Here is a 25,544-nt window from a genome sequence, read left to right on the forward strand (position 1 = left end):
CGCCCCCATTTGCTTGTCTTTTTGTCACATTACTTTGTTACTCTTCCTCGCCTTCGGACGACGTATGCTTCTATACGTCTCAGTCAGGCTCGTCATCGTGCCTCGTACTGTGACAAAAATCCTGCGCAATTTTACAGTCAACGAAACAACTTCGTATTTCACCTATGCTTTCATCGCATTAGTAACAAAAATCCTGCGCAAGTTTACAGTCAACGAAACAACTTCGTATCTCACCTATGCTTTCATCGCATTAGTGACAAAACCCTGCGCAAGTTGTATTGTTGACAAAATAACTTCGTATTTCACTTATGATTGAAGCTATATATAACAACTTCACACAAAAAGTATTATATGAAACCCCAGACTTTATGTCAACAAGATTTTCACATAATTTCACACTTAGATTTTGTGGATTTGCTTTAACAGGGCAATTGCATTCATGCCCAAGCCTGTAAAGCGTGCCACATCCTCTGGGGTGTAACCGGCCACTAAGAGTTTTCTGGCTATTTCTGTAGCATCATCCTTATCATCGATTTCCGGATCCTCAACCATTGGTTCCACTGGCTGCTCCATCATAGGTCCAACGGGCTCAGATACATATTCCGGTGCCGTCGTATAGTCAGCTTCCGGAATTGATTCATATTCTGAGGCTGCCCCATAGTCAGTCCCCATTTCCAGCATGGGCTCCGGCTCAGAGCTTATATCTATATTCAGTCCCATATCATTTTGGGCTGCTTCAAGATTCTTAGATACCTCACGAAAGGCTTCCAAGGCCAGCTTTGCTTCCTCGGAAATACCGCTGTCTGCTTCAGCTTCTGACTGGCTATCAGCTTCAGCAGAATAATTGCCATAAAGCTCCTGAGCTTCTTCTATATTATCCTCAGGTATTACGGAGCTTTGCGGTAAGTTTTCCGTGTATTCCACATTTTCAGGAACTACCAGATTTGGGTTCTGTAGATTAGACTCCAATAGCTGGGAAAAATCATTTTCTCCCTCCTGCTGGGCTGCAATCTCCTCAGATATCAAAGGTTCAGCTGTTGATGGGCTCACAGCCATCGGTTGTGACTCAGCTACTGACGGTTCCTGAATCTGCTGGGATTGGACAGAATGAGCCACCGGATTTTGCTGCAGCTTCTGCAACTCGTCAATACGCTGTTGCAACATCTCCGCCTTATAATCAGCTTCCCGGAGCAGGCCCTCCAAATGGTCTATATGGCCTGACATGCGATTAATAATCTCATCCGCTGACTGCTCCAGCTCATAGCGAAGTCTCCCTGCAGAGGCTTCCATCACCTCAGGATCCTCCTCCACCTTCTGGAGCTGTCGGCGAGCCAATAATACAATAATCGCCCCGACAATAATTATAAAGCCTAAAATCTCAGTGGTCATCTAACTCTCCCATTAAAAACTAATATCTATATTGTGACCTCTATATTGGTCAACTGCCATTTTCTCAGGCTCAGCTTCATGAATTTCTTCTTCATTATCCATTGGAGCGGCCTTGCGCTTCTTTCCTCGAAAGCCACCTTTGCCCCGCTCCTCGTCAGGATTATCTTTAATTTTCTGACCTTCAGCTTCTTCCTTACTGCGGACCTGCTGCTGCAGATGCTCCTGCTCCTGCTGGTCCTTTACGGCCTGATAATCATGTACCACAGCTCCATGTTGATTCATGTTATGCTGAATCTGACCAACATCTGCGGACTGTGGCACAGTCATTCTGATATTCATTGGGCTAAAATCCATAAAAACAGCCCCTTTCACCTATCAATATGCACCTATTTTTATGAAATCATCTTCCACATACTGGGTACAGCATTTCTCCTCCACCTGAACATTCTTCATAATAGAGTTTATGCTTAATCTGGCCCCTGGATACATGGTATCCTTTACCCTGATCTTACCACGCTTCATCTTCTGAAGCTCCGTATCCAGCTCTTTGAGGAGGCGCTCATTGCGTTCTACAGTACCGGCCAATGGGAACTGTGAACGAATCAAGGCATTAAAACGCTCTGCCTTATCCGGTGGCAGCTGACTTATATCCAGCTTTCCAAGGGTGTTAATCATCTTGGTAACCTGATCAAGGCGTTTCTTTGCCTCATTATATTCCTTTAACACAGTCTGGTACTGCTTTTGAAGCATTGGATTTACACCAACAGTAAGTCGGGTAACTACATTAGATGCATTACCAACATTGGTGGCTCTGATTTCTTCACCGGCCGCCAAGTTTCCACCATTAATAAGCCCCTTTTTGCCTTCAACAATAAGAGTATGACCTGCTCTTATGGTGGAGTGCATGGCAACATCCGTAATTATAACATTGCCCCCAGCCTCAATATCAGCATTTTCCGCAAACGTAGCCTGAAAATCATTTTCTGCCCGAACAGTGCCACGGCTCATGCCCTGCACACCGCCCTTTACAATGATATTTCGACCAATAACATCGCCGCCGCTGATCATGCCTTTTATTTCGATATCACCAGTGGCCTTCAGCTGGAATCCCAGCTGAACACTGCCATTCACAGTAACACCACCAACAAAATCTATGTTGCCGGTGGCCATTCCCACATCTCCCTTAACGTCCAAATGTGGGTCAACGCTTATCTTGTTTCCGTTATCAACGATCTGACCATCGATTTCAGAAACAACGAAATTTTCGTCCTTAATAATGGTATTTTTACCTGCCGGAACAGGCTTTGGCTTACCTGGCTTCTGACGAATCGTGGCACCATGAACATTAGTGCCCGGCTTGCCCTGGGTATGAGGAATTCTCTCAGCCAGAACCTGTCCCTTCTTCGCCAAAAGGAAAATATTAAGGTTCTTGTAGTCCACACGATCATATTCATCGGCCACTGGCCTACCCGTTATGCTCATGTCAAATTTCTTACTTATCTGAGCATCAAGGCCATGCTCTGGTGGAATACCAAATGCAACCTTGGTAATACGTCCTGTTTCAGCTGCTTCCTTAACAGCTTCCTCATCAATCCCAAAGACAATATTTTTGATTGCCAGAGCTTCCTTTATCATATCAACAGTAGGAACTGCCTGATTCTCCTTGATATCGAAGCGAACTGTTACCTCCAGCTTATCTTTGGAAACATCCACAAAAACATGGCCGTATTCCCTGTTTTCCTTTATTTCCTCCGTTGTTAGCTGGACATCAGTATTGCCCTTACGTCCACCCTCTTTATAATTTTCAGGAACTACAAACTTGTCAGATACCTTTGTGGGAATACCATTAGCCTCACGAACCAATCTGGCCAAAAGCTCCAGATTATAGTCATCAACGCTGAATTCCCTCAATATCTGACGCATATCCGATAATTCGAATTGAATACCCGGTTCTGAAGATTCATATACTGTCAAATATACACCATCATTGCGGAATTCAAACAAATAACCAGAATCACGACTACCAACAGTAGAAACCGAACTTGTATTATCCATAAACAGCCCTCCTTTGGTTATCCCACCCTCTCCAGAGGAACAACCAGCAAATGCGTCCTTGCATTTGCAAACTGATTTATCTTAAAGATCTAACGCCTCGTTTGCCAAAAAGCCCCTTAGCTTGAACACAGCCTTTGTATGCAGCTGACAGATACGGGCCTCAGATAAATGCAATACGTGGCTGATTTCTTTCATGGTTAACTCTTCATGATAATAAAGTGCTATTACCAGCCGTTCCTTTTCAGATAACTGATCTATTGCCTTGGCCAGTGTTTCTTTCATTTCCACTGTTTCAAGGCTTTTAGTAGGATCATTCACAGCAGAAGTTGCTGTTTCAAATTTTATATATTCTCCCAATGGGATGATTGTAGAGGCACTTACCTGTTGTTCCAGTGCATGAAGCTGGTCCATAGTCACTTCAAGAGCTTCTGCCAGTTCTTCATCTGTCGGAGTGCGTCCCAACTCTCCCTCCAGAGTAATTATCGTACTTTCATATTTTTTTATTTTCTGACGCAGGGAAACAGATATCCAATCCCGGGCACGAAGGTCATCCTTCATGGCTCCACTTATTCTGATACCTGCATAGGTCTCGAATTTATTGCCCCGATTATAGTCATATCGGGACACAGCGTCCATTAAACCAAAATACCCGCTGACCTTCAGGTCATCGGTATCCACATGACTTGGCAGACTGATGGCCAATCTGCCTGCTATGATATTAACCAGTGGGAGATAATGCTCTACCAGTTGATTCCTGATATCTATGTTGTCCTTGTCACGACTGTATTCAATCCAAAGTTCTTTAACTTCCTCAGGACTTAACTCTGTGCTCTGCAACTTCTCTCACCACCATTATTAAATCCGCATAAAAATACTTATTCCTCCTGATCAGTTGCCACATGACGCAACTCATCAGCCTGAAGCGGAGTAAATCCTCCATCTTCAGCCATATCAGACTCCTCCTGAGGAGCTTCTTCCCCTGCTTCCTCTGAATTCTCTGAATTCTCTTTTGGTTCCTGTTTGTCACCTACTGCTGATTCTTCTTCATCTTCACCATTCTTCCAGTTTTCCTCAAACTCACGAATTATTGAGGCATACCCCAAACGGTCAAACAAGAAGATAGCAATATAGACAACCAGCCCTGACACTATAAAGCTACAAAATGCCCGGCCAAGAATAATCTGAAACCGGGCATCTGATAACAGTCCTGCGACTATAGCAGTCAAAGCTGCTATAGCCCCACAAACTGAAGCTGCACCTAGCTTAAACACATCAATCACCGTCTAAATTTCTTTCTCGCCCTTATCAATGGTCTTCACCTTGTAAACACCATTTGATAAATCGATGGATACTGTACGACCATAGCTGCCACCCGTATCTTCACCGATAATAGGAATACCTAAGCCGGCAAGAACGTCCTTGGCAGCTTGAGCATTTCTTTGCCCTACACGCATAATATCTGTAGCGTTGGCAAAAGCAAACATCTGGGCACCACCAGCAATTTTGGCAACCAATCTGCTTCTGGAAGCACCCAACTTCAGCACTTCATTCAGCATATCTGGTATACCAGTATCCGCAAATTTTGCCCTGTTTTCATTAGCCCTGGACTGGGTACTGTCTGGCAACATTATATGAAGGAGTCCGCCGACCTTAGTCTGCGGATCATATAGTGAGATGCCAATACATGAACCAAGTCCATAACTAATTAATGTTGATGGAGCTGTACCGACTTTTGCATCGGCCATTCCAACCTTAACTAATTCTGGCATATCATTCAACTCCCACTGCAGACAGTATAGTTTCCAATGAACCAGGATCAGGTACCAGGAAGAAGTGTCCCTTGATACCTTCATCATCGGTATTGAACTCAGTCTCAATAACTAAAGCATGGTCACCCATCTGACCAAGCTGAATCAATACTACGCTTAAAATAGCGCCTGCCATATCCATTGCCAAAGCCGGGATAGTTGGCAACAGGGATATATTAGTAAAATTGAACAAAGCGTTCAAGTATGCACCGGAGAGGATATTACCTATCTCCATAAGTGCTGACTCATCCATAAAGTCCAGCTTCTGCGTGTCGCCGCGCTTCTTGCCCATGAGCATGTCAACGAGATAGAACGCACTATCCCTTGGCAACAGAAACAGAATATTACTAGGAGCCTTACCGTATACTCTGAGGAAGACTCCTACAACCATAACATCAGGTCCACCTACCAGGTCAGGAACATCACCAAGGGGAACTATTGATACCCTTGGTACGTTCATATCGATGCGTCTGTTTATAATCTGGGATAAAGCCGTAGCTGAGTTTCCAGCACCAACATTACCAATCTCACGTAGCGCATCCATCTGGTTAGCAGATAAGCTTGCAACATCATCTGACATATCTTCACCCCATCCAGAAATTATTCTTCGCCAGTAAGACCAATGATTTCGCTAATGTTAAGCTGAATTATCAGTCTTCCATCAACCTTGCCAATACCAGAGATAAATCTTGAATTTGCATCTGTACCAGTTACTGCTCTGGTAGAATCAATGTCATCAGCATTGATAGTTCTAACCTCAGTAACCGCATCAACCAGCATGCCTACAGAAACCTCATCCAGCTGGACAATTACGATACGGGTATTTGCGGTATATGGAGTATCCTCCAAACCGAGACGACGCTTTAAGTCGATTACTGGTAATACGCTACCACGAAGATTTATTACTCCCTTGATAAACTCCGGAGCAAATGGAACTCTGGTAATATCTGTCAGGCCTTTAATTTCCTGAACATTTAAAATACTAAATCCATATTCTTCATTTCTAAGTTTAAAAGCAACTACCTGAACCTCACCGTCAGATACTACCTGTCCTTCTATGTTAGCCATTTTTCACCCCTCCTATGATTACATCAATGAACTTACGTCCAGGATCATAGCAACATGACCATCACCCAGAACAGTAGCACCAGCCAGCATCTTCAGACCGGACAGGAGCTTGCCAAGTGTCTTAATAACGATTTCCTGCTGACCAATGAGATTGTCAACAACGATACCCATCTTGTGATCACCAACATGAACAACAACCACAAAGATGTCTTCCTCGTTGTTATCCTCACCCTTAGGTACGCTAAGGACTTCACCAAGACGGGCGATTGGAATAATCTCACCGCGGAGAACAATAACTTCCTTGTTCTGTACGGTCTTAATATCATCAGGAGTAATATTAATGGTACTGTCAATAGATCCAAGAGGAATTGCATACATCTCATTCTGAACCTTAACCAGCATAGCCTGGATAATAGCCAGAGTCAGAGGCAACTTAATCTTGAATACAGAACCTTCATCAATCTTGGTTTCAACGTCTACATTACCGCCCAAGGACTCAATCTTGCTGCGAACAACGTCCATGCCTACGCCGCGACCAGATACGTCAGTAATAACCTCCGCAGTGGAGAAGCCTGGCAGGAAGATAAGACGAACTGCATCAGCATCTGGTAATGCGTCAGCCTCCTCACGGGTAATCATACCCTTTTCAACGGCCTTGTTACGAATCTTATCAGCATTGATACCGGAACCATCATCAGTAACCATGATTACAACATTGTTACCTTCATGGCGGGCAATGAGTCCAACCTCACCAGTACGAGGCTTACCCTTTGCTTCACGCTCATCAGGATGCTCAACGCCATGGTCAAGGGAATTACGAAGTAAATGCATCAATGGATCGCCGATTTCATCGATAACTGTACGGTCCAGCTCAGTATCCTCACCCTCGATAGTAAGGTTGATTTCCTTGTTCAGTTCCTTGGTAAGGTCACGGACCATACGAGGGAATCTGTTAAATACCTGACTAACTGGCACCATGCGGACCTTCATTACTACGGACTGGAGGTCAGTGGTAACTCTATCCATCTGCTCCAAAGTCTCTGTAAGGTCTGTCAGTCTATGGGTCATGCCAATCTGCTCAAGGCGAACCTTGTTGGTAACAAGCTCTCCTACCAGATTCATGAGTGTATCCAGCTTTTCAATATCTACACGAACTGACTGACCACCCACATGAGCCTTCTTGGCATCCTTGGCGGCTGGCTTGACATCAGCTTTCTTGGCTGGAGCATGCGCTGCCGCTGGAGCTGCCGCAGGAGCTGCAGGAGCTGCCGGAGCAGGTGCTGCCGCTGGAGCTGCCGCAGGAGCTGCAGGAGCTGCTGCTTTTTCAGGATCAAACTCTGTTACATTTGCAACTGTAATCTCAGAAATAGCAGAAACTGCATTCTCTATAGTCTTGGCATCAGCATCGCTGACGATGATCACATCAAAGCTGTGTTCAAATTTCTCCTGTTCCAAATCCTCTGCAGGTGGAACAGACTTGATTACATCACTGATTTCATCCAGTGCGTTCATTACCATGTAGGAACGGGCTGACTTCAAGATACAATTCTCAGAAATCTCCACGTGAACATGATAAGGAACCAGACCACTATTCTTTGCTTCAACAATAACGGTCTTTTCGGTATCGCTGATCTGAATACCACCGGATGCGCCAGCTGCCTCTGGTGCAGCAGCAGGTGCTGCCTCAGCTGGAGCCGCTGCATCTGCGGATTCGCCCTTGGCAATTGCATTTACCTGACGAACAAGATCGGATACATCTACCAGATCCTCAGACTCACCATTGCTGATATTCTCAACCATTTCCTGTAAGGTATCCAAGCACTTGAAAATTACATCTATAATTTCAGGGCTAACCTTCAGTTGTTCCTTACGGAGCATATCGAGCAAATTTTCCATATCATGGGTCAATTCTGCTGTCTTTGTGTACCCCATAGTTGCGGACATACCCTTTAAAGTATGGGCATTACGGAAGATTTCATTTAAGACGGACAAATCCTCCGGATCATTTTCCAGACTCAGCAGGCCGTCATTCAGAGACTGCAAATGTTCCCGCGACTCGTCCAAAAACATTTCCATGTACTGATTTGTTTCCATTTCTATTCCCCCTGATTAGCTTATTTTCTAACTGCATTCATAATTGCTTCGGCTATGTTCTGAACGGGCAGGACCTCGTCAGAAATTCCAGCGTCCACAACGGCCTTTGGCATCCCATACACTACGCAAGTCTCCTGAGACTCAGCGATAATGTATCCTCCAGCCTTTTTAATTTTTTTCATTCCAGCGGTGCCATCACACCCCATGCCGGTTAATATGACGGACACCACGTCATCGCCATATTGGGCAACAGAGTCAAACATAATGTCTACTGCCGGGCGATGGGCCGCCAAAGGTGGTTTCTGATTCAGTGAGATTACTCTTTGTGAACCGTTACCAGTTATCTCCATGTGATAATCACCTGGAGCTATGTAAACACAACCCGGTAAAATTGGTTCCATGTCTTCAGCTTCCTTAACCTTGACCTGAGACATGTAATCCAAACGCTCCGCCAATGATCTGGTGAAGCCTGCGGGCATATGTTGCACTATTACCATGCCACACGGCATATCAGCCGGCAGCTTGGGAACCACATACTGCAAAGCTTTTGGACCACCTGTGGAAGTCCCCAAAGCTATGAGTTTGTTTCCTCCAGAGGACCCACTGCTGTTTGCACTACGCATTTTCAGATATGGGTTCTCCCTTTTCGCAAGCTTCTCTGTAATTGAGCTGCGTTGTTGTAATATGGAGGCTGTTCTTGAGGTTGCCGTCACGTGAGCCGTAGGCTTCAAGCGACTGGCAACGATTGATGTTGGGGTTATTCCCCTATTAGGTGTAGTTGCACCTTTTCTTTCAAGTATATTTATTCGCTTTAAATTTGCTGCTTCCTGCTTTTTTCCTAGAATATTCTCATTATTTATAAATTTTTTTACTTTAGCAGTTGCCGCACTGCGACTTTTTTCCAGAATTTCATCTTTAATGGTGTCTATTCGCGATACTGAGCCACCTGCTTTGGTGATAAAATCCACTGCTCCAAGCTGAAGTGCTCTGATAGTTTCATCAGCATCCTGCTTAGTCAGACTACTTAGCATAACCACAGGCGTTGGGCACGATTCCATTATTACTTCCAAGGCCTGCAAGCCATTCATAATGGGCATATTTACATCCATTGTGACCAAATCCGGCTTTAATCTTGAAACAAGCTTTACCGCCTCACTGCCATCCGGAGCAGTTCCAATTACCTCAAAATCAGGAGCCGACGTAAATAAGTCTGACAGAACCTTTCTCATAAAGGATGAATCATCAGCTATTAATACGCGAATCATACCGACACCCCCCTTAAAGATTATCAATCCCCTTGGCCAAGCCTCTCCGTTGTAAATCGAAGATGTATTTTATAAGCCGGTTTTGAACATTTCTATCAATTGATAGAAATTCCGTACCTATATGATAAACTTTTTCGCCGTTAACATCAATTTCAGCACAACGGGCCACACGGCACATCAGCTGTAAAAGACCAATATTTGGAATATCATCCAATTCTATTGCTACCTTACTATCCAACGGTAACGGGCGCTTTAATACAACGCAGATACCCCCGCCGCTTAGGTCCACAGAAGAAGTAAGCACCATTTCCTCAAGGGCTCCTTCTTGGTTTACAGGACGCACAACCACCGGTAAAGTGGCTTTTACGCGGACAAATTCACGATGCTGGGCCTTTTCAACTTCCACTGGCCTGGTGATATACCAAACGGGAACATTTTCTATTCCCTTATCCATAAACACAGCGCGGAAAATGTAGAAACAACGCTCATCCAAAACCTTGCAGATAACACTAGTACCTACTTCTGGTATTAGAGGACGGTGTTTATCATCTACTGGCATTGCCAGAACCATGTAATTGTCTTTCATGTCCTCAATTCTGCTGTTATAAAAGCGGGTATCATCCATAAGAGATACCTGTGCTCTCTGTCCAAATTTCAGCACCTTATCAGCTTTGACAATTTCTGCTCTCTTCATTGTTTTTCCTTTCCAACTCATCACGTTTAAGAAGACATCACTTCCTAAACAGTCTTCTCAGGAATCCGCGCCAACCTAGTTTAATCTTTTCTTGGCGCCCATTGACGAGACCACTGGCAATAGATGCTATACATCTGGCCGATATTGCCTCAGGATGACCTGACATTATAGGTACCTGGGACCTTACCGACTTCACCATCATCTGATCGTCATATATATATCCAATGCACTCTACTGGTAGCTTCAAAAATTTTTCTGCAGTTCTTGATAGAGTGCCAACCACTTCCCGTATTTCGGGCTCATCAATAACTCGATTTACGACAAGCTTTAGATTTGGATTTTCAGTAGTTCTGCTATAGCCCTTCATAACGGCATAAGCATCAGTTAATGCTGTAGGCTCCGGGGTGGTAACCAACAGTACCTCATCAGCAGAAACGATAAAATCAATCACGTTTTTGCCAATACCGGCACCAGTATCTACCAATATAATATCTGCCCAATCCTCGCAGGCACCCAGCTTATTAAAGAGTACATCCCGTTCGTTTGCGGTCATCTCTGCGGCGTGCTCCATACCGGAGCCTCCGGAAATATAGCTCACGCCATAAGGACCCCTAAGAAGAACATCCTCCAGGGCTACATCGGGATCAAGTAAATTCATAAGATTCACCCTGGATGAAGTACCCAGTAAAATATCCACATTGGCCATGCCCATATCGGCATCGATTATAATTACCCGCTTGCCCATGTTACCAAGAGCAATAGCCAGATTAACTGTTAGATTTGTTTTTCCAACGCCCCCCTTGCCACTGGTAATGGCAATAGTACGTGGGCCTTTGGATTCCGCCTTTATTTTTGTTGTTTTTTCTTTTTCTTCTGTCTCCATGAGGATTGGCGGCTCTGGATAAACATTCTTATCCTCCACGAGGCGACGAAGATTTGCTGCCTGATCATTCATAATACTTACCTCAGCAGCATTTCTACCAGCTTCTGATAGCTGGCCGGAGTAATATCATCAGGAACACTCTGCCCATTGGTAACATAGGACAAAGCAATTTTTTTCTTGTATAGAAGATTCATAATAAGTCCTAAAGAGCTGGTTTCGTCAGTCTTGGTAAAAATTACCCTTTCAGGCTCACAAGGCATAAATCTTTTAAGAATCTCCTCGGCATCCCTGTGCTTGGTAGTAGAGCTAAGTACAAGATGCTTTTCTATTTCCTTGTTTGCCTTTAAAAGTCCCATGAGCTCCTTCATCTGGAACTCATTGTACTGGCTTCTTCCAGCAGTATCAATAAGAATAAGCTGCTTGTCAGAGTGCTTTTCAATCGCCTGCTGCAATGCCTCAGGAGAATAAACAATCTCAATCGGCAACCCTAAAATGTCAGAATACGTCTTAAGTTGCTCCACTGCTGAGATACGGTAGGTATCAGCAGTAATCAGAGCTGCACTTACGCCCTTTTCCAATACGAATTTAGCGGCAATCTTGGCAAGAGTTGTAGTCTTGCCAACACCAGTTGGACCTATAAGGGCCACAATTTTAGGTTTATCAGAATAAAGGGTAATGCCCGAAGCTACCCTTACTGTCTTTTTTAGGAATTTCTCCAAAGAACGATGTGCTTTTTCAGAATCCTTGTCCTCAAGAATTTCAGCCCCGGAAAGGCGACGAATCATATCCTGAATAATTTTTTCATCAATATCACATGAACGAAGGGCCTGCTGGAGAGTAATCTCCTGTTCCTCATCAGAAGCTGCCTTCCCCATACGGGCCAGCATTTCTTTCATTTCATCAAGTTCATTCTGCAAAGACTGGATTGTTTCCTGGTCATCCTCGACCTGCTTTGCTGCCTTGACGAAGGCTTCTTCCTTGGCAGCAGCCTCTGCCATAGCGGCCAAATCAGCTGCAGAAGGTTCCTCAGCCTTTACTGGCTCCGGCTCTTCCTTTTTTTCCATAGGTTTAATGATACGACCTACGGTAATAAGATTTTCATCGGCACGTGATACGCCTAAAGGGGGCTGAACACTATCGTTGTCAGCTGCTTTGATACGGTCAAGAGAAGACAAAATATCCTCAAATGTTGACTGGCCCTGTGGCCCCTGGGTATTGCGCCCCCCAACTGCAGAAGCAGTATTTCCCGCATCATACTGGTCAGCCCTAAGCTGTGCGTTATCAACACTAAACTGGGTGCCTGCAGTCTGATACTGGGAAACTGCGGTTTTTCTAGGAATAATAGGCGGTACCATAGGCTCTGCAGCACTTGCTCCCATAGCATGGGAGAAAGCCGGATTCCCCATGGTTGGAGCCGAAATCGGATTTCCCATAGCTGGAGCCGGTGCTGGTGCTGGAGCTGAAGCTGGTACCGGTGCTGCAGCAGCCGTCGACATACGAGGCGGAACTACAGCTGCTGGCCTTTGAGAAGGAGCAGAACTTTTTGCAGATGCCCTTTTTATTGGCTTTTGCTGTGGCTCATCCTCCACAGCAGCAATAACCTCAACAACTTCCTTGCTGCCAAACCCAAGAAGCCCACCTTTTTTGGAACGCGTTGTATGTAAAATAACTGCATCTATGCCGAGCTCAGCCTTAACATTGGCCATGGCCTCCTTCAGCGTAGGTGCCTTAAATGTTTTTATCCTCAATTTAGATCTTCACCACCCCAATAATCTGTATCTCTACAGTTTGCTCTATCTCAGCATGAGACAGAACGATAATCCCAGGAACGGACCTTTCAACCAATTTTCTGAAATACAGGCGCACAGTCGGGCTTGTAAGGGCAATTGGCTGATACCCCATGTCCGTCAGCTTCTGCAGTTCTGCACCCAATGCCGTGAGAATCTTCTGCATAGTATCTGGATCAAGACTTACATAGGAGCCTCGGTCGGTACGCTGAACGGCACCGGCAATACGATTCTCAATAGTAGGATCCAATGTGATACATGTAAGCTGATTATTCTGGGTATATTGCTGAGTGATTTGTCGAGACAATGCGTGTCTTACATACTCAGTTAAAATCTCAGTATCCTTGGTGGCACGGGCATAATCCGCCAATACCTCCAGAATGGTAGCCATATCTCTGATAGACACACGCTCCCGCAGGAGATTTGCCAATACCTTCTGAATCTCACCCACACTCATCAGATCAGGCACAATCTCATCCACAAGGGTAGAGTTGGTCTTGCGTGCATTATCAATAAGGTTCTGGGTCTCCTGACGGCCGAGGATTTCATCGGCATGGGCCTTGATAACCTCAGTCAGATGAGTTGCCAGAACAGATACAGCATCTACTACAGTATAGCCATTCAACTCAGCCTGCTCACGGGACGCTTCCGGAATCCAGAGTGCCGGCAAGCCAAAAGCAGGCTCCTGTGTTTCGATTCCCTGAATTTCCTCAAACACAGTACCTGAATTCATCGCTAAGAAGTGGTCTAGTAATAATTCGCCCTTCGCTATCTCAATTCCTTTTAGCTTTATAATATATGCGTTAGGTTTTATCTGAATATTATCACGGATACGAATTGTTGGAACCACCAGACCCAGTTCCAATGCGCATTGACGCCTAATCATAACAATGCGGTCCAGAAGGTCACCGCCCTGGCCGGTATCAACCAGGGGAATCAAGCTGTAACCAATTTCCAGCTCCATAGGATCAACCTGCAGGAGAGAAACGATATTTTCCGGCTTGGTAGCCTCGGTTTTGCTCTTTTCCTTTTTCTGAACAGTGGCAGTTTCCTCCACCTCTTTTTGACCTCTGGTCTTCTGATAACCAATAAAGGCACAGACTGAAGCCAAAATACTGAATGGCAGTCCTGGAAGACCTGGAACCAGTGCCAGTGCCAAAAGCACACCGGCAACAATGAAGAATACGCGGTCATGACGCCCCAGCTGGGTAACAAGATCATGACCCAGATTGCTGTCAGATGCAGCACGGGTAACTATAATACCAGTTGCAGTAGAAATCAACAGGGCTGGAATCTGGTTTACCAGACCCTCACCTACAGTAAGCAAAGTATAGTTGGTAAGAGCTTGCTCAACAGTAAGATTTCTCTGAACCATACCGATGATAAAGCCACCGGTTATATTAATCAAAATAATGATGATAGCCGCAATAGCATCACCTTTTACGAACTTACTGGCACCATCCATGGCTCCGTAGAAGTCAGCCTCGCGCTGAATCTTCATTCTGCGCTCACTGGCCTCGGCATCAGTAATAGCACCCTGATTAAGGTCAGCATCGATGGACATCTGCTTACCAGGCATTGCGTCCAAGGTGAATCGTGCAGATACCTCGGCAACTCGCTCAGCACCCTTGGTAATAACGATAAACTGAATAATAATCAGAATTATAAATATAATAAAACCTACTACTGCATTACCACCCACTACGAAGTTACCGAAAGACATGATTACCTCACCGGCGTAGCCTTCCAGCAATATAAGTCTGGTGGAGGATACGTTCAGTGCCAATCGGAACAAGGTGGTTATCAAAAGCAGCGATGGAAACACGGATAAGTCCAGTGCCTCAACATTATATATAGCCGCCATAACTACTATCAGGGCCAAAGTTATGTTCATACATAACAGCAGATCCAACAGCATGGTTGGCAGCGGAATAATCATCATTACGACGATGGTAACAATGCCTACTGCTACCATTACGTCACTGTATTTAGTTATAAAACTGCCCTTTTCCTGGGCAGCCGTTTCGGGAGCAGCCATTTTGTTCTCCTAATGTATCAATAAAACTTACGCGTAGTATCTGTTCTTTCTCTTCAGCCTGTATACATACGCCAGCACCTCAGCCACAGCCTTGTACAGCTCCTGAGGAATAGCGGCACCGATTTCCACGGCGGCAAAGAGGGCTCTTGCCAAAGGCTTGTTTTCCACAATTGGGATCTTGCTTTCTCTGGCAATGGCCTTGATTTTCTGGGCAACCAAATCCTGCCCCTTGGCTATAACAATAGGGGCAGACATCCCCGACTGATATTTTAAGGCAACAGCAAAGTGAGTAGGGTTTGTTACGATTACGTCAGCCTGAGGAACCTCCTGCATCATACGGGCCATAGCCATCTGACGCTGTTTCTGACGAATCTTGCCCTTAATCTTAGGGTCACCTTCCTGTTGCTTGAATTCTTCCTTTACCTCCTGCTTGGACATTTTCAAATCCTGCAGGTTCTGCCATTTCTGATAGGCAAAATCCATTACAGCCATGACAATGAACACACCTATAATCTTAAATGCCAGAAAAAATATGGTATCCGACATCTTATTTAGTCCGGCAAAAATATCCATATAAATAAGCTTCGGTATCTGAAAAATTTCATCAGAAAGATATGTGATAACAAAGTAACCTATTATCAGTATCTTCAGCAATGACTTTATCAGCTCCACCAGGGAACGCTTGGAAAACATTCGCTTGGCACCATTGATAGGATTGAGCTTATTTGGGTCAAAGCTGATGGTTTCTGTGGAAAAATTAAGACCTACCTGCGCCAAATTCATAGCCAAACCGATAATCATAATAAACACCATCAACGGAATGGACGTCTTGGCCAGAAGGATTATCATGCCGATAAACATCTGCATGATGGATTCCTCATTTATATCAACATTTAAGTTTCCATAAATATAGGTTGAATAATTCATTATCTCGGCAACAGCATTGCCACCAAGAACTTTGAGTACCATAAAGCCAGCCAACAAAACGAAGGCAGCATTTATTTCCTGACTCTTACCAACCTGACCTTTTTTGCGGGCATCAGCCTTACGCTTGGCAGTCGGTTCCTCGGTTTTTTCACCGGCGAACAGCTGCAGATCAAACTGGAAAAGAGGTGGTCTGTATTTTTTATTGTATTGCCCGTAAGGCGATGGTGATGTTTCCATACATCTCATTGAACAACACATCCAAGAACAGTATATAAAATGGAATAACGATAGCCAATGTGAAGGTACCTATGACAATCTGCATCGGTATACCAACCACAAAGATATTCATCTGTGGCATTGTACGGGCCAAAATACCAAGGGATACATTAGTAAGAAGTATGGCAAAGGTAATTGGCATTGCTATCTGAACACCGGTTAAAAATATATTAGCGGTAAAATCTATTATTAAATCTGTAATGGCAGCATCATAATGTATGCCTACCATCGGTATAGCATCAAAGCTCCTGATCATGGCCGTCAATAACATGTGATGGCCGTTAGTAACCAGAAAAACTATCATCGTAAGATAGTAGAGAAAAGTACCAATCAGAGGATTTTGCTGACCGGATGTAGGATCCATTTCATTTACTACCGCAAAACCCACCTGCATGTCCATTATTTTACCAGCCATGGTAACACATTGAAGACACACATAGCATACAAAGCCTATAAGCCAGCCGACAAACAACTCTGAAAGCACTGACAATGAATAGGCAAACAGCGACATGGGAGCCTCTATAGGGTGGTTTTGGTCTATCACCGGAAACATAACCAGTGATATGGCGAAACAAGCCCCGGCTCTAAAGTATATTGGTATATTCTGGCTGCCATAAAATGGCGCAATCAGGAACATACCGCTAATCCGAGTCATCATTAACAGGAAAACAGCGGCATGATTTTGCAACAAATCAAAAAAATCCACCTATTTTACCTCATTGAATCTAACCTATATAAGTTGGTAGATTTACAAAAACATTTGTGAAATATTCCACCATTATTCTGAGCATCCAAGGGCCAAAAATTAATATGGCCACGAATACTGCCACAATCTTTGGAATAAATGCCAATGTCTGCTCCTGAATGGAGGTGGTCGCCTGGAATACGCTGACCATAAGACCAACAGCCAGACCAAGACCCAGCATTGGGGCAGATACCAAAAGTACCACCCTTAAAGCCTCCTGAGCCATCTGTATTACAAGATCTCCTGACACTCAATCATCCCCTAATGAAAACTTATTATCAAGGACTTTATCAGCAAGTGCCATCCATCCACCAGAACGAACAGCAATATCTTAAACGGCAAAGAAATCATTACCGGTGGCAGCATCATCATACCCATTGACATAAGGGTACTGGCTACAATCATATCTATTACGATAAATGGAATATAAATCATAAAGCCCAGCTGAAATGCCGTCTTTAGCTCACTTATCATAAAGGCCGGAATTAATGTAAAGGTGGATACTTCCTCTGGCCCGTTTGGACGAGGAGCATCAGCCAGATTTACGAACATGGCCAAATCAGCTTCTCTGGTCTGCTTGAACATAAACTCCCTGATGGGTTCCACCACATTATCGAGGGCCTCCTCCTGGGTTATCTGCCCTGCAAGATAGGGCTGAAGGCCATTTTCATAGCCCTGATTCCAGTAAGGTGCCATTATATAGAATGTAAGAAATAAGGATAATCCTATAATTACCATGTTTGGCGGTGTTGTCTGTGTGGACATGGCGTTACGCAAAAATCCAAGGACAACAACAATCCTGATAAAGGCTGTAGTCATTATCAGAATTGAAGGTGCGATGGACAAAATGGTCAATACCGCCATGAGCTGCAGAGTCACTGCAACATCCTGAGGATTATCCGAAGATCCAACATCAATATTCACATTAGGAATAAGAGGTGCCGCACTGGCATCTCCTACATATAAAAAAAAGAAAAGCAGGCTTCCTCCTACTAAGAGTAGCCGCTGCAGCTTTGTCAAGCCTCACAACCCCTATCTTCTGCGATTCAAACCATCACGGATAAACGATGGAACCCTCTTGGTCAGCTCATCCAAGGATGACAGCTGGCTGGCAAACATTCCTGTTTCAATCGGTTGAACAACTGACTGTCTCCTTAGCCGTTCGATTTCTTCAGGATCAGTCACTTCACCCAACAGGGTAACCTGCTGGTCCGTAACGCCCAGCATTAAAGTTTTTCCTGCCAACTCAACAACACATACTGATTTATGTGGCCCCAGGGGTAAATGCTCCAACATCCTGCCGCCATTATTGTTGACACTCTGTCCAAACCTGCCGCCTAAAAATTTAGACGCAAAATATGCCATGACAACCACAAAGGCAAACACAACCACAAGGCTGATAACGTATGCCAATGTCGACCACCATGACATTTGAGAAGGTTTTGGATCGGCATTCTCATATCCAGACAGATAACCACCGCCACCTGCTGAATCAGCTGCCGCCAGACAATCTGGCGACAGCATTGATAACACCAATATAAAAATACATAGGACAGATGCCATGGAGCAGAAACGTCTCCAGTCAATCATCAGCCAACTGCTTTACGAACAGCTTCAAGAACACGGTCAGCCTGGAAAGGCTTTACGATAAAGTCACGGGCACCGGCCTGAATAGCCTCAATAACCATTGCCTGCTGGCCCATAGCGGAGCACATAACGATCTTTGCGTTAGGGTCAATCTTTCTGATTTCCTTAACTGCGCTGATGCCGTCCATCTCTGGCATGGTAATATCCATAGTGGTAAGGTCTGGTTTCAGCTCCTGGTACTTCTCAAGAGCCTTGGCACCATTCTCTGCCTCGCCAACTACCTCATATCCATTCTTGGATAAAATATCTTTTACCATCATTCTCATGAATGCTGCATCATCAACTACTAATACTCTTACTGCCATTTGTCATCTCTCCTCATTAAATATTCTCATATTTTGAATTGAAATTATACTTACCTTAATATGTTTTATTATATCTTAATCAACGAGATTTAACAAGTATTACTGCTTTGTAACACATCTATGAAATTACAAGCTCTGTACTCTTTCCATAGGACTTACAATTTCCGTAATACGAACGCCAAAGTTCTCGTCAATTACAACAACTTCGCCCTTGGCTGTGAGCTGACCATTTACATGAATGTCAACTGGCTCACCGGCCAACTTATCCAGCTCGATAATCGAACCAGTGGAGAATTCCAAAATTTCCTTAATAGACTTCTTGGCACGTCCCAATTCAACAGTAACCTGCAATGGAACATCCTGAATAAGACTTATATTTGCTGTATTGGCCACGGTAGGTTCGTTGGTCAATGGAGCAAACTGTGCACTTTGTACTGGAACTCCGGCGCCAACCACAGCAGAATTTGCGTACTGCGCTGGTGGAGCGTACATTGGTTGTGGTGCAGCCATCATCTGAGGTGGTGGCGGTGCCATTGGGGCCGCCTGCGGTGGTGGCGGAGGTGGTGCCGCAGCTGGAGCTGGTGTTGGTGCAGGAGCAGGTGCTGCCGCAGGGGCAGGTGCTGCTGGTGCTGGAGCCGGCTCCGGTTCTGGCTCTTCCTCCGGCTGAGCTCCGCCATTCATGAGGAACTCTACCATTTCCTTAGCCACTTCAACTGGAAGAATCTGCATAATCTCACTATCAATGAGACCATCAACTTCCATTCTGAAGGAAATCTTTGCCACTGGCTCACTCTGACTAAGGAGTTCGCTCACTTCACTGTTTGGCTCCATACCGAAGTCAACCAGATTAACCTTTGGTGGCGAAATATCAATTTTCTTATTGAACATGGTAGACAATGAGGTAGCAACTGTACCCATCATCTGGTTCATGGATTCGCCCACTGCACTCATGTGAATCTCAGTGAGTTCTCCAGGTGGGTTAAGTCCATCACCGCCCATCATCAAATCGGCAATGATGGAAGCATCCTGAGCCTGAATGGCCAGAATGTTGTTACCATTTATACCAATTACATATCCTACCTCAACTACCAGATAAGGCATTGGGTACTCATCCTTGATGAGCTGCATGGTAGCCATGGAAACTGTAGGAGTGGTAATGTTAACCTTATGGCCGAGAAGTACGGACAAGGTTGTGGCCGCACTACCCATGGATATATTACCAATCTCTCCTAAAGCATCTTTCTCTATATCTGAAAGCATGCCTTCAACATCTGCTCCAGCATCGGAAGGAGCCGGTGCCGCCTCAGTAGGCTCTGGATCACTGCTTTCAGAAGATCCACCGCCGCCATTCATAAGCGCATCAATCTCCTCCTGTGTAAGCATATCACCCATTAGTGCCTTCATCTCCTTCCGTCTTAATCAATTTCGTAATCTGCACTGCAGATCGTTTGCCGGATGTACCCGGCCGACACAAGAATTTTGTGTCATTTCCTATAATACATTTCAGCTCGTCATCAACTCTGGTATCCAGCTGTAAAACATCACCATAGCTTAATGACAGGAATTCACGAACTGAAATATCGAATTGTCCCATCTGAACTATCACAGGAACCTTGGTCTTCCTAAGCTTCTCCCTAATAATATCAGTATTTTCAGGATGATCCTCCTTGCTGACATTGGCGGATACCCAGAAGGTCGTTGTCAGCTTGGACATGATAGGCTCCAGCACAAGGTATGGAATACAAATATTTAGGAAGCCTTCCACTGAACCGATCTGTGTCTTCAGCGTAATGATAACAACCATGTCACTAGGTGGTACAATCTGAGCAAACTGAGGGTTTGACTCCATTGCCTCCATCTTAGGATTAAACTGAACAACATTGAACCACGCTTCTCTGAGATGTCCCAAAGCCTTGTCAAAAATCCTTCTGATAACGGCCTCCTCTATCTCAGTGAGCACCCGGGGCTTAATGGTATTATCGCCTTGACCACCAAATACACGGTCTATAATTGAAAAAGCAATACCAGAGTTCATCTCCAAAATAATATTACCCTTAAGAGGCGGTACTGCCAAAATTCCAATAACACTAGGGTTTGAAAGCGATTGGACAAATTCCTGATATGTCAACTGCTCAACTGACACAACCTCTACAGATACCAGCGCACGCAAGTAGGTGGACAGGTACGTATTAAATAGGCGTGCAAAGTTGTCATGCAGCATATTTAATGTTCTGATCTGATCTTTAGAGAACTTATCTGGACGCTTGAAGTCGTAAGTTTTAACCTTTTTCTGGTTTTCTTCCTTCTTCATCTCCTCAGCGTCAGCTTCACCAGAAGCGAACTGGGCCAGTAGTTTATCTATTTCAGATTGTGAGAGTACATCATCTGCCAAGCTTCATCCCCCTTTCCTTCTCAAGATATATATAATGTAACATTTTTACTGAAGCATAAAGCTGGTGATGTAAACATCATAAACACTGCCCTCACCGAGAGCCTTGTTTACCTCACTCTTAATCTTGGCCTTTAAATCGTCCTGCTTGTTGGCATCAAGCTCTTCGATTTTTACAGTACGAAGAATCTGCAGGGTGGAGTCCATAATCTTGGTTTCAGCCATAGGGACAAGCTTGCCCTCTTTTACGACCTCTTCCTTCTCAGGATTCAGCTCCATAACCACGCCTACCTTCAGGAAGCGGCTGGCCTTGATGCCACCTACATTGACAATCATGCCTTCCTTGGGATCGCCGAGCTTAACAAAAACGCCAGGGTCGTGATTCTTTACTTCACCGCCTGCTACGTTAGATCCATTGGACATCACCTGAGTGGTAATGAAAAAGGAAATACCGCCGGCCAGTATCAAGCCAAAAAGAATAAGAACTACTACAATAATGATAGGAAATTTCTTACTTTTGCCACCTGCTTCAGGAGCCGGTTCCTCGATCTTTTCTTCATCAGCCATTCTATGTCACTCCTTCATTTTTTATCTATACCATTGACGAGAATCCTTTCTCATCAAAATATATTCAATATTAATATTTTACCAATTCTATAGCAAAATACAACTATTTATTTGAACCAGGCCCTCTTATACTTTACCACCTGACGAACAACATCTTCCATTGACTCTTCCACGATAATCTTCTTACCGTTGGTGAGGGTAATAACAGTATCTGGTGTTTCCTCTATTGTTTCAATTATTTCTGCATTTAATACAAATTCTGCCTTTTGTTTTTTCTCGGAATTAAATTTTGTAAGCTTAATCATAATAAGCTCCCCCTTAGAACATTGTAATACTTATTGGCAGGTGCAGGAAGCACCTGCCAATAAATATTTGAAAAACCCTTTTAAAGTCCTAATTACTAAGACCTATTTATTATCTCTTCATGTTGATGAGATTCTCCAGCATCTCGTCGGATACGGTAATAATCTTGGAGTTGGACTGGAAACCACGCTGGGTGATAATCATGTTACTGAATTCTTCAGCCACGTCTACATTGGACATTTCCAGTGCAGATGCAGTAATGGTGGCACCAAAGCCAGCTGCAGTACCAATATTTGGAGTACCGGAGTTATTTGACTCAACATAGAGGGAATTGCCCTTCTTGGTAAGACCTGGAGCATTAGTGAACTGAGCAACTGCAATCTGAGCCTCCTTACGGAGTACGCCATTGGTGTAGGTACCAACAACGGTACCAGACTCATCAATGGTTACAGTATCAAGAGTACCAGAAGCATAGCCATCAGCCTCAGCATTTACGGTGCTGGAGTTAGCATACTGAGTCAAATTATTGAATGAAACTGCTATAGTATTTGATGAGGCTCCATTACTTGGGGCCACAGTCAACGAAGCAGAACCAGATTTAAATGCACCTGTTTCTTTGAACACTATCGGATCAGATGCATTAAGAACTACATTTGTAAATGTTCCGTCGTCTTCCTTGATCAACGCATCATCTTTATTAAAGGTGCCCTTCGCAACATCGTAAGATTTACCATTTGAAAAGTAAACTTTAGGAGAATTTAAAGTACTAACATCCACAGGGTAACTTGTTACCTCTTTTTCATCAGTACCATCCATATAAGTAACTTTTGTAACAGTCGGAACAGCGCTATTTGCTGTCCACTCGTTTTTACCACTTTTCTCTAACGTTACTGGAACAATATGAGCTGTTCCTAAAGAATCATATACCTTAATAGTAGTTGATAATGGAATGCTGTTGCCAAAATTGTATGTACCAGATGTAACAGTCTGAGTCGTGCCATCAGACATTGTAAGCACTGCTGCCATTATATCGGTACCATTTACAACAACTGGCTTAGTTAAATCTACAGTAACAGGATTACCATTAGAATCAGTAGCCGTAATTCCAGTAATTGTTGGTGCCGTAGCATTTAGATTATTAACATAATTAACTTTCTTCGTTTCCGAAGATGGCATGGTCTTACCAGCACGAATCTGAATGGAGGAAGTGGCACCATTGGTATTAATGGAATTATGCTCAGTTTCAGAAGCGTTCATATAGCCCTGAACATAAAGGCCCTCTGCATTTACCAGATTACCTTCAGCATCGAAGCTAAAGGCACCATTACGGGTATAGAAGGTCTGGTTGCCCTGCTTTACTACAAAGAGCGCATTACCGGAAAGGCACAGGTCAGTGTTAATACCTGTGCTCTGTACAGAACCATCCTTAAAGTTTACATCAATTGCAGAAATCTTGGAGCCAAGACCAATCTGCTTTGGGTTGGTACCACCAGTGGTATCACTGGCAGCAGAAGCAGCGGTAAGGGTCTGGCTAAGGGAATCCTCAAAGTTTACACGGGAGGATTTAAAACCAGTGGTGTTTACGTTGGAAATATTGTTACCAATAACATCCATACGGGTCTGATGATTTTTAAGACCGGAAACGCCGGAAAAAAGTGAACGCATCATAATGAATCAATCTCCTTTTCTTTGTCTGATGCGGCTGTGTAATAAAGGACATCTGTCATTCCGTCCTTTAAGCTCTCCATTTAGGTCCAAGCTTATAATATGGCCGCACTGTCAATATTCGTAAAAATGTTTTCCTTTGCACTTGATCCATCCATGGCGGTAATTACAGTCCTGTTGGCGACACTGACGACTAAAGCGGTATCGTTCATATAGATAACGGATTCCTTAGCGCCCTTTTCAGCCATCCTGGCCACGGTGTCATCCAACTTTGCAAGGTCTTCCTCACTGAAATTCAGATTACGGTCCTGCAACCGCTGAATTGCGTGATTTGAAAACATCACCTTGTTAGAGCTTTCCTTTAACAAACTTGCAAAAGATGCTCCCTTGTTTACTGCTTGAGCAGCAGTAGTTCGGCGACTGTTAAGACTGGAATTTTCCACGGGCAAAATGGGTTGTGACGGAAAATAAATTCGTGGGTCACTCATATTCTGCCTCCTAAACTATTATACGCCCTTGCCGACACGGGTGATATTTGCAATCTCCACCTTAGTGGACAAATCGGTACCATCAGGTGCCTTCATTGTTGCAATAACAGAGGTCTGGCCGTCAGTAACGCTTACACCGGATACAGTGCCTTCGTAGAAGGTTTTACCATCACTTGAGGTCCACTGAATTTCCTTGCCAATCATGCTGCTAAGCTGTCCCACCAATACGGAGGAGTCGATGTTTTCCACAAGAGTATAAACATCACCCAGCTTGGATGCTACGTTGGTCATCTGCTCCAAGGAAGAATACTGGGCCAGCTGTGCCAAATATTCGGTATTGTCCATTGGAGAAAGGGGATCCTGATACTGCATCTGGGTTACCAGCAGGGAAAGGAATGCATCCTTGTCCAGCTCGTTCTTCTTACCAACCTCGGAGGCCTTCACTCCCTGGGTGGTCTTGTAGGTTTCCAGATCATAGGTCTTGCCATCCACGGTAATGGTATTTAATGAATTTGCCATATATATCTCTCCTTTCTGAAATTTTATACTGCGTAATCAACGCCATCGGAAATCTTGTTGCCTTCACTGTCGCGAATAACCTCGGTGGCCTTATTTACCGGTTCTGCTGCAAGATTCTCCACATCATCCTCAAAATCCTTCAGATCAATCTGCTGGCTTCTGACATTCTGCTGTTCCTGCTGCTGTTGATAATACCCTTGGCTCTGTCCCTCTGGGAGCTGTCCATCGGAAAGGCCGGTCTGTACCTCTACACTGTCAACCTTGATACCCTGCTCGTTCAGCTCCTTCTGTAGCTGAATCATTGAGGTTTCAAGCATTGCCCTAACTTGGGCGTTGTCGGTGTGGAAGGTGGCAGTTACGCCGCCATTGCTGTTTACAGCAACCTTTAGAGTCAAATCACCAAGATGTCTTGGATTCAGCTTGATTACCATTTCGGTGTTTTCAGCATTACGGAGAAGTCTGGCCTGCTCCACAATCTGCTGATTGATCTGATAATCCGCTCTGGTCTGGCTCACGTTCTGCTGACCCGGAAGCTGAGCTGTGTTATCAGCGGTCTGGGTCTGAACATTGGAAACATTTGCAGCTTGAGCTGCATCCATACGGTTAGTGAAGGTAGTGTCTTCACTTTCTGC

28 protein-coding genes are annotated in these 25,544 nt (G+C 44.4%); all 28 read right to left on the reverse strand.

What is annotated here, in order from left to right:
- Positions 1-399: 399 nt before the first annotated feature.
- Positions 400-1,389 (reverse strand): hypothetical protein, encoded by a 990-nt coding sequence (locus ACKI5G_RS05335; RefSeq protein ID WP_407398338.1) that lies wholly within the window; start codon positions 1,387-1,389, stop codon positions 400-402.
- A gap of 12 nt (positions 1,390-1,401) precedes the next feature.
- A complete protein-coding gene (locus ACKI5G_RS05340) occupies positions 1,402-1,743 on the reverse strand; it encodes a hypothetical protein (protein ID WP_407398339.1) in 342 nt (113 codons plus the stop codon).
- Between the two features lie 21 nt (positions 1,744-1,764).
- On the reverse strand, positions 1,765-3,444 hold the full coding sequence (locus tag ACKI5G_RS05345) for a DUF342 domain-containing protein (protein WP_407398341.1): 1,680 nt from the start codon (positions 3,442-3,444) through the stop codon (positions 1,765-1,767).
- Positions 3,445-3,525: 81 nt separating this feature from the next.
- The gene (locus ACKI5G_RS05350) at positions 3,526-4,281 is read right to left on the reverse strand and encodes a sigma-70 family RNA polymerase sigma factor (protein WP_407398343.1); all 756 of its coding nucleotides are present in this window, start codon (positions 4,279-4,281) and stop codon (positions 3,526-3,528) included.
- Between the two features lie 38 nt (positions 4,282-4,319).
- Positions 4,320-4,715 carry a hypothetical protein gene (locus tag ACKI5G_RS05355; protein ID WP_407398345.1) on the reverse strand — a complete coding sequence of 132 codons (396 nt, stop codon included), beginning with the start codon at positions 4,713-4,715 and terminating at the stop codon, positions 4,320-4,322.
- 12 nt (positions 4,716-4,727) lie between these two features.
- Positions 4,728-5,213, reverse strand: coding sequence for a chemotaxis protein CheD (locus tag ACKI5G_RS05360; protein ID WP_027397530.1), 486 nt, complete (start codon positions 5,211-5,213; stop codon positions 4,728-4,730).
- 1 nt (position 5,214) lies between these two features.
- A complete protein-coding gene (locus tag ACKI5G_RS05365) occupies positions 5,215-5,832 on the reverse strand; it encodes a chemotaxis protein CheC (protein ID WP_027397529.1) in 618 nt (205 codons plus the stop codon).
- A 20-nt stretch (positions 5,833-5,852) separates the two neighbouring features.
- Positions 5,853-6,320 carry a chemotaxis protein CheW gene (locus tag ACKI5G_RS05370; RefSeq protein ID WP_039207671.1) on the reverse strand — a complete coding sequence of 156 codons (468 nt, stop codon included), beginning with the start codon at positions 6,318-6,320 and terminating at the stop codon, positions 5,853-5,855.
- An 18-nt stretch (positions 6,321-6,338) separates the two neighbouring features.
- Complete coding sequence (locus ACKI5G_RS05375) at positions 6,339-8,414, reverse strand: chemotaxis protein CheW (RefSeq protein WP_407398347.1); 2,076 nt, start codon at positions 8,412-8,414, stop codon at positions 6,339-6,341.
- Positions 8,415-8,434: 20 nt separating this feature from the next.
- Positions 8,435-9,679 (reverse strand): chemotaxis response regulator protein-glutamate methylesterase, encoded by a 1,245-nt coding sequence (locus ACKI5G_RS05380; RefSeq protein ID WP_407398349.1) that lies wholly within the window; start codon positions 9,677-9,679, stop codon positions 8,435-8,437.
- 13 nt (positions 9,680-9,692) lie between these two features.
- Complete coding sequence (locus ACKI5G_RS05385; RefSeq protein ID WP_407398351.1) at positions 9,693-10,373, reverse strand: flagellar brake protein; 681 nt, start codon at positions 10,371-10,373, stop codon at positions 9,693-9,695.
- Between the two features lie 37 nt (positions 10,374-10,410).
- Positions 10,411-11,328 carry a MinD/ParA family protein gene (locus ACKI5G_RS05390; RefSeq protein ID WP_407398353.1) on the reverse strand — a complete coding sequence of 306 codons (918 nt, stop codon included), beginning with the start codon at positions 11,326-11,328 and terminating at the stop codon, positions 10,411-10,413.
- Between the two features lie 5 nt (positions 11,329-11,333).
- Complete coding sequence (flhF, locus tag ACKI5G_RS05395; RefSeq protein WP_407398355.1) at positions 11,334-13,004, reverse strand: flagellar biosynthesis protein FlhF; 1,671 nt, start codon at positions 13,002-13,004, stop codon at positions 11,334-11,336.
- 1 nt (position 13,005) lies between these two features.
- Complete coding sequence (gene flhA / locus ACKI5G_RS05400; RefSeq protein ID WP_407398357.1) at positions 13,006-15,081, reverse strand: flagellar biosynthesis protein FlhA; 2,076 nt, start codon at positions 15,079-15,081, stop codon at positions 13,006-13,008.
- A gap of 27 nt (positions 15,082-15,108) precedes the next feature.
- Positions 15,109-16,245: a flagellar biosynthesis protein FlhB gene (flhB, locus tag ACKI5G_RS05405; protein ID WP_407398376.1), complete on the reverse strand. Its 1,137-nt coding sequence runs from the start codon at positions 16,243-16,245 to the stop codon at positions 15,109-15,111.
- The gene (fliR, locus tag ACKI5G_RS05410) at positions 16,208-16,990 is read right to left on the reverse strand and encodes a flagellar biosynthetic protein FliR (protein WP_407398359.1); all 783 of its coding nucleotides are present in this window, start codon (positions 16,988-16,990) and stop codon (positions 16,208-16,210) included. Before fliR ends, flhB begins: the two co-directional genes overlap by 38 nt.
- A gap of 19 nt (positions 16,991-17,009) precedes the next feature.
- Complete coding sequence (gene fliQ, locus ACKI5G_RS05415; RefSeq protein ID WP_039205764.1) at positions 17,010-17,279, reverse strand: flagellar biosynthesis protein FliQ; 270 nt, start codon at positions 17,277-17,279, stop codon at positions 17,010-17,012.
- A gap of 11 nt (positions 17,280-17,290) precedes the next feature.
- Positions 17,291-18,040, reverse strand: a complete 750-nt coding sequence (fliP, locus tag ACKI5G_RS05420; protein WP_407398378.1) for a flagellar type III secretion system pore protein FliP — start codon at positions 18,038-18,040, stop codon at positions 17,291-17,293.
- Between the two features lie 21 nt (positions 18,041-18,061).
- A complete protein-coding gene (fliO, locus tag ACKI5G_RS05425) occupies positions 18,062-18,619 on the reverse strand; it encodes a flagellar biosynthetic protein FliO (protein WP_407398361.1) in 558 nt (185 codons plus the stop codon).
- On the reverse strand, positions 18,619-18,981 hold the full coding sequence (locus tag ACKI5G_RS05430) for a response regulator (RefSeq protein ID WP_027397516.1): 363 nt from the start codon (positions 18,979-18,981) through the stop codon (positions 18,619-18,621). The genes fliO and ACKI5G_RS05430 overlap by 1 nt, the downstream gene beginning before the upstream one ends.
- 126 nt (positions 18,982-19,107) lie before the next feature.
- A complete protein-coding gene (gene fliY / locus ACKI5G_RS05435; protein ID WP_407398364.1) occupies positions 19,108-20,385 on the reverse strand; it encodes a flagellar motor switch phosphatase FliY in 1,278 nt (425 codons plus the stop codon).
- Positions 20,366-21,373, reverse strand: coding sequence for a flagellar motor switch protein FliM (gene fliM, locus ACKI5G_RS05440; RefSeq protein WP_407398366.1), 1,008 nt, complete (start codon positions 21,371-21,373; stop codon positions 20,366-20,368). The genes fliY and fliM overlap by 20 nt, the downstream gene beginning before the upstream one ends.
- Before the next feature lie 45 nt (positions 21,374-21,418).
- On the reverse strand, positions 21,419-21,937 hold the full coding sequence (gene fliL, locus ACKI5G_RS05445; protein ID WP_027397513.1) for a flagellar basal body-associated protein FliL: 519 nt from the start codon (positions 21,935-21,937) through the stop codon (positions 21,419-21,421).
- 107 nt (positions 21,938-22,044) lie between these two features.
- On the reverse strand, positions 22,045-22,242 hold the full coding sequence (locus ACKI5G_RS05450; protein WP_027397512.1) for a flagellar FlbD family protein: 198 nt from the start codon (positions 22,240-22,242) through the stop codon (positions 22,045-22,047).
- Positions 22,243-22,351: 109 nt separating this feature from the next.
- The gene (locus ACKI5G_RS05455) at positions 22,352-23,908 is read right to left on the reverse strand and encodes a flagellar hook protein FlgE (RefSeq protein ID WP_407398368.1); all 1,557 of its coding nucleotides are present in this window, start codon (positions 23,906-23,908) and stop codon (positions 22,352-22,354) included.
- Between the two features lie 92 nt (positions 23,909-24,000).
- Entirely contained in the window at positions 24,001-24,393 is a 393-nt protein-coding gene (locus ACKI5G_RS05460) for a TIGR02530 family flagellar biosynthesis protein (protein ID WP_407398370.1), read from the reverse strand.
- Positions 24,394-24,411: 18 nt separating this feature from the next.
- Positions 24,412-24,912: a flagellar hook capping FlgD N-terminal domain-containing protein gene (locus ACKI5G_RS05465; RefSeq protein ID WP_407398372.1), complete on the reverse strand. Its 501-nt coding sequence runs from the start codon at positions 24,910-24,912 to the stop codon at positions 24,412-24,414.
- 23 nt (positions 24,913-24,935) lie between these two features.
- Positions 24,936-25,544, reverse strand: a 609-nt coding sequence (locus tag ACKI5G_RS05470) for a flagellar hook-length control protein FliK (RefSeq protein ID WP_407398374.1), incomplete at its 5' end; no start/stop codon positions are given.

Origin of the sequence: Anaerovibrio sp., from assembly GCF_045637405.1 — a bacterium.
Lineage (GTDB): Bacteria > Bacillota > Negativicutes > Selenomonadales > Selenomonadaceae > Anaerovibrio.